Origin of the sequence: Azoarcus sp. TTM-91 (assembly GCF_012911025.1) — a bacterium.
Taxonomy (GTDB): domain Bacteria; phylum Pseudomonadota; class Gammaproteobacteria; order Burkholderiales; family Rhodocyclaceae; genus Azoarcus.
The window spans coordinates 1-7,770 of sequence record NZ_WUEI01000157.1; the positions used below are offsets into that span (position 1 = coordinate 1).

Annotated in this window: 8 protein-coding genes; all 8 read left to right on the forward strand. The window is 71.8% G+C overall.

Annotated features, from left to right (window positions below; all coding sequences use genetic code 11):
• Positions 1–153 precede the first annotated feature (153 nt).
• The 8 genes from rfaE1 to GRF61_RS22335 are packed head-to-tail and all read left to right on the forward strand — an operon-like array spanning position 154 to position 7,750.
• Positions 154–1,113, forward strand: a complete 960-nt coding sequence (gene rfaE1, locus GRF61_RS22300) for a D-glycero-beta-D-manno-heptose-7-phosphate kinase (RefSeq protein WP_169152821.1) — start codon at positions 154–156, stop codon at positions 1,111–1,113.
• Positions 1,114–1,129: 16 nt separating this feature from the next.
• Positions 1,130–2,092: an ADP-glyceromanno-heptose 6-epimerase gene (rfaD, locus tag GRF61_RS22305; RefSeq protein WP_169152822.1), complete on the forward strand. Its 963-nt coding sequence runs from the start codon at positions 1,130–1,132 to the stop codon at positions 2,090–2,092.
• Positions 2,093–2,097: 5 nt separating this feature from the next.
• A complete protein-coding gene (gene waaF, locus GRF61_RS22310) occupies positions 2,098–3,165 on the forward strand; it encodes a lipopolysaccharide heptosyltransferase II (RefSeq protein WP_169152823.1) in 1,068 nt (355 codons plus the stop codon).
• Positions 3,166–3,172: 7 nt separating this feature from the next.
• The gene (gene waaC, locus GRF61_RS22315) at positions 3,173–4,255 is read left to right on the forward strand and encodes a lipopolysaccharide heptosyltransferase I (protein WP_169152824.1); all 1,083 of its coding nucleotides are present in this window, start codon (positions 3,173–3,175) and stop codon (positions 4,253–4,255) included.
• Positions 4,255–5,388, forward strand: a complete 1,134-nt coding sequence (locus GRF61_RS22320) for a glycosyltransferase family 4 protein (RefSeq protein ID WP_169152825.1) — start codon at positions 4,255–4,257, stop codon at positions 5,386–5,388. The genes waaC and GRF61_RS22320 overlap by 1 nt, the downstream gene beginning before the upstream one ends.
• Positions 5,385–6,224 (forward strand): lipopolysaccharide core heptose(I) kinase RfaP, encoded by an 840-nt coding sequence (gene rfaP / locus GRF61_RS22325; RefSeq protein ID WP_169152826.1) that lies wholly within the window; start codon positions 5,385–5,387, stop codon positions 6,222–6,224. The genes GRF61_RS22320 and rfaP overlap by 4 nt, the downstream gene beginning before the upstream one ends.
• Entirely contained in the window at positions 6,221–6,970 is a 750-nt protein-coding gene (locus tag GRF61_RS22330) for a lipopolysaccharide kinase InaA family protein (RefSeq protein ID WP_169152827.1), read from the forward strand. Before rfaP ends, GRF61_RS22330 begins: the two co-directional genes overlap by 4 nt.
• 3 nt (positions 6,971–6,973) lie before the next feature.
• Positions 6,974–7,750 (forward strand): lipopolysaccharide kinase InaA family protein, encoded by a 777-nt coding sequence (locus GRF61_RS22335; protein WP_169152828.1) that lies wholly within the window; start codon positions 6,974–6,976, stop codon positions 7,748–7,750.
• Positions 7,751–7,770 lie beyond the last annotated feature (20 nt).

Consider the following 7,770-nt stretch of genomic DNA (forward strand, 5'->3'; position numbering starts at 1 on the left):
CACCTCCCGGCACCACCTCCCGGCACCCCGCCCAGGCCGCCGGCGACGGACCGGAAAGCCCCGCGCCCACCGCGAATCGGCCGCCCACACCGCGTTTTCACCGCTTCATGGGATAATCGCGAACTGTTCATCGCCCTGCCTCCGCCCTCCGCAATGCAAGTCACCCTGCCCGACTTCTCCGCCGGTCGCCTCGTCGTTGTTGGCGACGTCATGCTGGATCGCTACTGGCACGGCTCGACGACGCGGATCTCGCCGGAAGCGCCGGTGCCGGTGGTCAAGGTGGAAGGCGACGAATTCCGTGCCGGCGGCGCCGGCAACGTAGCGCTCAACAGCGCCTCGCTGGGCATGCCGGTGGAACTGGTCGGCCTGGTCGGGCGCGATGAAGCCGCCGGGCTGCTGTGCACGCGGCTGGAGCAGGGCGGCGTCGTCTGCAGGCTGCTGGAGGCACCGCAGCACCCCACCATCACCAAGCTGCGCATCATCAGCCGCCACCAGCAACTGATCCGGCTGGACTTCGAGGACAGCTTCGCCGCGCTGGAGTCCGCCGGCATCGCCCAGGCCTTCGAGGCGGCGCTGCCGGCCGCCGGAGCGAGCGTGCTGTCCGACTACGGCAAGGGCACGCTGGCCGGCGTCGCCGAGCTGATCGCCACCGCGCGCAAGGCGAAGACTCCGGTGGTGGTGGATCCCAAGGGCACCGACTTCGCCCGCTATCGCGGTGCCACCGTCATCACCCCCAACCTGTCCGAATTCGAGGCAGTGGTCGGCCACTGCGCGGACGACGCCGAGCTGGTGAAGCGTGGCGAAGCCCTGCGCGACGCGCTGGCGCTGGACGCGTTGCTAGTCACCCGCTCCGAACGCGGCATGAGCCTGCTGGAGCGCGGCCGGCCGCCGCTGCACCTGCCCACCCGCGCCCGCGACGTGTTCGACGTCACCGGCGCCGGCGACACCGTGGTCGCGGTGCTGGGCGCCGGCCTCGCCTGCGGCCTGCCGCTGGCCGAGGCCACCGCGCTGGCGAACGCCGCCGCCGGCATCGTCGTCGGCAAACTGGGCACCGCCACCGTCAGCCTCGCCGAACTCGCGGCGGCCGCCAGCGGCGGCCCCGCCGACCGTTGAATACCAGGAGCCCATCATGATCATCGTTACCGGCGGCGCCGGCTTCATCGGCAGCAACATCGTCTGCGGCCTCAATGCCCGCGGCTACACCGACATCCTCGTCGTGGACGATCTCTCCGACGGCCGCAAATGCCTCAACCTGGCCGACACCGACATCCACGACTACATGGACAAGGACGACTTCCTCGCCCGCCTGCAGGCCGGCGAGGACTTCGGCAAGGTCGAAGCCGTGTTCCACGAAGGCGCCTGCTCCGCCACCACCGAGTGGGACGGCCGCTTCGTCATGAAAGTGAACTACGAATACACCAAGGCCCTGCTGGCCTGGTGCGTGGCGCGCAAGGTGCCGCTGATCTACGCCTCCTCCGCCTCGGTGTACGGCATGGGCCCGACCTTCCGCGAAGCGCGCAGCTACGAGCGGCCGCTGAACATGTACGCCTACTCCAAGTTCCTGTTCGACTGCCACCTGCGGCCGCAGCTGGAGACGCTGGAATCCCAGGTGGTCGGCCTGCGCTACTTCAACGTCTACGGCCCGCGCGAGCAGCACAAGGGCAGCATGGCCAGCGTCGCCTTCCACTTCCACAACCAGCTGAACGAATCCGGCCGGGTACGTCTGTTCGAGGGCTCCGACGGCTACGGCCCGGGCGAGCAGCGGCGCGACTTCATCCATGTGGACGACGTCGTCGCGGTCAACCTGTGGCTGCTGGAAAACCCCTCGGTGAAAGGCATCTTCAACCTCGGCACCGGCCGCGCGCAGAGCTTCAACGACGTCGCCCGCGCCGCCATCCGCTGGGGCAAGGCGCGCGGCACCGAAGGCGGCGGCATCGACTACATTCCCTTCCCCGACCACCTGCGCGGCCGCTACCAGAGCTTCACCGAAGCCGACATGGACGCCCTGCGCAAGGCCGGCTACGACCGCCCCTTCATGGACGTGGAAACCGGCGTGCCCCGCTACCTCGACTGGCTGGCGGCACGGAGCTGAGCCCGATGAGCGCAGCCGGGCGGCCGGACAGGCCGCGCATTCTTGTCGTCGGCCCCTCCTGGGTGGGCGACATGGTGATGGCGCAGAGCCTGTTCGTCGCCCTGGGCGGCGGCGAGCGCTGCGACATCGACGTGCTCGCCCCCGGCTGGTCGCTGCCCATCCTCGAGCGCATGCCGCAGGTGCGCCGCGGCATCGCCATGCCGCTGGGCCATGGCGACTTCGGCCTTGCGGTGCGCTGGCGCCTGGGCCGCGAGCTGGCCGCCGAGGGCTACGCCCAGGCCATCGTGCTGCCGGGCTCGCTGAAATCCGCGCTGGCGCCCTTCTTCGCCCGCATCCCGCGCCGCACCGGCTTCCGCGGCGAGATGCGCTACGGCCTGCTGAACGACCTGCGCATCCTGGACAAGGCCGCGCTGCCGATGACGGTGCAGCGCTTCGTCGCCCTCGCCCGCCCGGCCGGAGCGCCGCTGCCGGAGCCCTTCCCGCTGCCGCAGCTGGTGGCCGACGCCGCCAACCAGGAACGCCTGCGCGCCGAGCTGGGCCTGCCGCTGCATCAGCCGGCGGTCGCCTTCATGCCCGGTGCCGAATACGGCCCGGCCAAGCAGTGGCCGCTGCCCCACTTCGCCGACCTGGCACGCCAGCTGGTCGCCCGCGGCCAGCAGGTATGGGTGCTGGGCTCGGCCAAGGACAGGCCGGCGGGCGACGAGATTGCCGCCGGCAACCCCGGCGTGCACAACCTCGCCGGCAACACCAGGCTGGGCGAGGCGGTGGATCTGCTGGGCATGGCCAGCGCCGCGGTAACCAACGACTCCGGCCTGATGCATGTGGCCGCCGCGCTGGGCGTGCCGCTGGTCGCCATCTTCGGCTCCTCCAGCCCGGAGCACACGCCGCCGCTGGCCGAGCGGGTGGCGATACGCACGCTGCGGCTGGAGTGCTCGCCCTGTTTCGAGCGCACCTGTCCGCTCGGCCACACCCGCTGCCTGACCGACATCACCCCGGAAAGCGTGCTGACCGCGCTGGACAGCGTGGTCGCCGGCGGCGCCAAGCCGGTCTTCCTGCGCCGCGCTGTCGGCTGAGGCAAGCGTGCGGGTACTCATCGTCAAGACCTCGTCGCTGGGCGACGTCATCCACACCCTGCCGGCGGTGACCGACGCCGCGCGCGCCGTCACCGGCCTGCGCTTCGACTGGGTTGTGGAAGAGGCCTTCGCCGAGATCCCCGCCTGGCATCCGGCGGTGGACAAGATCATCCCTGTGGCGCTGCGGCGCTGGCGCAAGCATCCGCTGCAAGCCCGCCGCAGCGGCGAATGGCAGGCCTTCAGCAGGGCGCTCGGCGCCACCCGCTACGATGCGGTGATCGACGCCCAGGGCCTGCTGAAGAGCGCATGGCTGAGCCGCCGCGCCGACGGCCCGGTGCACGGACTTGCGCGCAACTCCGCCCGCGAGCCGCTGGCCAGCCTGTTCTACCGCCACCGCCACACTGTGCCCTGGGGCCGCCACGCGGTGCTGCGGGTGCGTGAGCTGTTCGCCCAGGCGCTGGGCTACCCGCTGCCGCTGAATGCGGAACACGACGGCGACTACGGCGTGGAGCGCAATCGCGTGCTCGCCGCCGCCAGCCATGAGCCGCAGGCGGAAAGGCCCTATCTCGTCTTCCTGCACGGCACCACCTGGCCCACCAAGCACTGGCCGGAAACCTACTGGCGCCAGCTGGCCGAACAGGCCACCGCCAGCGGCTGGGCGGTGCACCTGCCCTGGGGCAGCGAGGCCGAACTGGCCCGCGCCCAGCGCATCGCCCACGGCCTGCCGGGCGCGCTGGTGCTACCGCGGCTCAAGCTTGCCGACATCGCCGCCGAACTTGCCGGCGCCCGTGCCTGCGTGGCGGTGGATACCGGGCTTGGCCACCTCGCCGCCGCGCTGGACGTGCCTACGCTGTCGCTGTTCGGCGCCACCAACCCCGGCTACACCGGCGCCTGGGGCCGCAGCCAGCGCCACCTGGCCTCGGACTTTCCCTGCGCGCCCTGCCTCAAGCGCAGTTGCGGCTATACGCCGACCGCCGAGGATCGCGCCCGCTTCGACCTCGCGCGCGAACAGCCCTTATGCTTCACCCGCCTGGCCCCCGCCCGGGTCTGGAACGAACTGCGCGCCATCGCCGCCCCGGAACACGCCTGATGCAACTCGCCTTCTGCCTCTACAAGTACTTCCCCTACGGCGGCCTGCAGCGCGACTTCCTGCGCATCGCCCTCGCCTGCCAGGCGCGCGGGCATGCGATCCGGGTCTATCACCTGGAGTGGAATGGCGAAGTGCCGCCGGGCTTCGAACTGGTGAAGGTGCCGGCCAGCGGCTGGTCCAGCATCCGCCGCTACGCCCGCTTCAGCGCCTGGGTGGAAGCGGACCTGGCGCGCCGGCCGGTGGACCGGGTGGTCGGCTTCAACAAGATGCCCGGGCTGGACCTCTACTACGCCGCCGACCCCTGCTTCGAGGACAAGGCGCGCACCCTGCGCAAGCCGCTGTACCGCTACAGCCCGCGCTACCGCCACTTCTCCGCTTACGAGCGGGCGGTGTTCGCGCCGGAAAGCCATACCGAGATCCTGATGATCTCCACCACCCAGCAGCCGCTGTTCGCCAAGTATTACGGCACGCCGGCGCGGCGCTTCCACCTGCTGCCGCCCGGCATCGCCGCCGACCGCCGCGCGCCGCCGAACGCCGCCGAACTGCGCGCCCAGGCGCGCGAACGCTTCGGCAGCGAATTCGGCCTCGCCGCCGACGACTTCCTGCTGGTGCAGATCGGCTCCGACTTCCCGCGCAAGGGCCTGGACCGCAGCATCGCCGCGCTGGCCGCGCTGCCGGAGGCGCTGAAGCGGCGCACCCGGCTGGTCGCCATCGGCGCCGACGACGCCCGCCCCTTCCAGGAACGCGCCCGCGCGCTGGGCGTGGGCGAGCGCGTCCACCTGCCCGGCGGCCGCGACGACGTGCCGCGCTTCCTGCTCGGCGCCGACCTGCTGCTGCATCCGGCGCGCCACGAGAACACCGGCACCGTGCTGCTGGAAGCCCTGGTCGCCGGCCTGCCGGTGCTGGCCAGCGCCGCCTGCGGCTACGCCCACTACATCACCGACGCCGACGCCGGCCTCATCGTGCCGCAGCCCTTCGTGCAGGCCGACCTGGACGCGGCGCTGGCGCGCATGCTGGGCGACGATGCCGCCCGCGCTGCCTGGCAGGCCAAGGCCCTCGCCTTTGCCGACCGCAGCGACCTTTACAGCCTGCCGGAACGCGCGGCCGACCTCATCGTGGGCAAACGCGGATGAACCAGCTCGTCCTCACCCCGCCGCTGTCCGCCCTCTGGGGCGATACCGACGCCTTCGCCGCCGCCGTGGCGCTCGGCCGCGAGGCCGCATCCGACGCGGTGGTGCGGGACCTGGAAGGGCGCCGTACGCTGCGCTTCGAGATCGACGGCCGCGGCTACTACCTCAAGCTGCAGCAGGGCGTGGGCTGGGGCCGCATCGCCGGCGAGCTGCTGCGCCTGCGCGCGCCCATCCTCGGCGCCAGCAACGAATGGCGGGCCATCCAGACCTGCCACGCGCTGCGGGTGCCGACCATGGACGCCATCGCCTACGGCGAGCGCGGCAGCGGGCCGGCCAAACGCGAATCCTTCCTCGTCACCGCCGCCATCGAGCCGGCGGTGGACCTGGATGCCTACACCCGCGAGTGGCGTCAGTCGCCGCCGGCACCGGCGCTCAAGCGCGCGCTGGTGGCCGAAGTGGCCCGCATCGCCCGGCGCATGCACGAAGGCGGCATGAACCACCGCGACTTCTACCTCTGCCACTTCCTGCTGCACCTCGACCCGCCGCCCACGCCGCAGCGGCTGCGGCTGTCGCTGATCGACCTGCACCGCGCCCAGATCCGGCCGCAGACGCCGCGGCGCTGGCGCGACAAGGACCTCTCCGCGCTCTACTTCTCGGCGCTGGACATCGGCCTCACCCGCCGCGACAAGCTGCGCTTCCTGCGCGACTACTTCCCCGGCCCGCTGCGCGAAACGCTCAAGCACGAGCAGCCGCTGCTGCGCCACCTGGAGAAGGAAGCCGCCCGCCTCAAGCTGCGCTACGAACGCAAGTTCGCCAACCGGCCGGCGCTGCAGAAATGAACGGCTGGCAGCTCGCCGCCGGCGGCCTGGAACCCGCCGCCGCCCAAGCCTTTGCCACGCTGGACGCGGTGTTCGCCCTCGACGGCGAACAAGTCGCCCGCGACCCGCTGAGCCAGGTGCTGCGGGTGGTCGTCGGCGGCCGGCGCTACTACGTCAAGCGCTACCACGGCGCCGGCAAGAACCCGCTGCGGCGCTGGCTGGGCCGCACCCGGGTGCGCGCCGAGTGGGAGAACCTGCGCCACTTCGCCGCCTGGGGCATTCCCACCGCAGCGGTGGTCGGCTGGGGCGAGGAGCGCCGCTGGGGCGGCTTCCGCCGTGGCGCGCTCATCACCGCCGAGCTGCCGCGCACCGAAGACCTCAAGCTGCTGGTGCTGAACCACGACCCACGGCTGGCCGACCGCGGCTGGATCGCCGGCATCTCCCGCCAGCTCGCCGCCATCACCCTCGAGATGCACAGCCACGGCTTCGCCCACAACGACCTCAAGTGGCGCAACCTGCTGGTGGATGACAGTGAACCGCCGCGCCTCTACCTGATCGACTGCCCCTCCGGCGAGTTCTGGCACGGCCCCTTCCTGCGCTACCGCATCGTCAAGGACCTCGCCTGCCTGGACAAGGTCGCCAAGTACAGCCTGAGCCAGACCCAGCGCCTGCGCTTCTACCTCGACTACGCCGGCAAGCGCCGGCTGGACGCGGCGGACAAGCAGCGCCTGCGCCGGGTGCTGACCTTCTTCCAGGGCCGGGAGTAAGCCGTGACCTTCTATCTGGCCGAGGATCTGCGCCCGCTGTTCACCCGCCACGGCCTGGACAGCTTCGGCAGCCTGTGGGCGCTGGAGCTGGACAGCGTGGATGCACCCAACACCGGCCGCGGCGGCTGGAGCAGCGTCAGCCGGCTGGAGCTGGCGGACGAGGCCGGCCGCCGGCACGCCTTCTACCTCAAGCGCCAGATCGACCACCTCAGCCGCAGCCCGCTGCACCCGCTGGGCGAAGCCACCTTCGCCCGCGAATTCCGCAACATCCGCCGCTATGCCGCCGCCGGCATCCCGGCGCTGCAGGCCGCCTTCTTCGGCCAGCGCAAGCTGGGCGGCAAGGTGTGCGCCATGCTGGTCACCCGCGCGCTGGACGACTACCGCCCGCTGGACGCCTGGCTGCAGGACTGGCCCCGGCTCGGCCGCGACACCCGCCGCCGGGTGCTGGATGCCGCCGCCGTGCTGGTACGCACCCTGCACAACCGCGGCCAGGTGCACAACTGCCTCTACCCCAAGCACCTCTTCATCCGCCTGGGCACGACGGCCGCGCAGGACGAAGCCCGCCTGATCGACCTGGAAAAAACCCGCCCGCTGTGGCTGGGCGCCCATGACCGCGCCCGCGACCTCGACGCCCTGAACCGCCACGCCGACCGTCTGCCCGCCACCGACCGCCTGCGCTTCCTGCTGCGCTACCTGGGCCGCGACCGGCTGGACGCCGGCGGCAAACGCCTCGCCCGCCGCATTCTCGACCGCCGCCGGCGCAAGGCCGCCCGCAGATGAACACCGCCGCCCAACTCCCC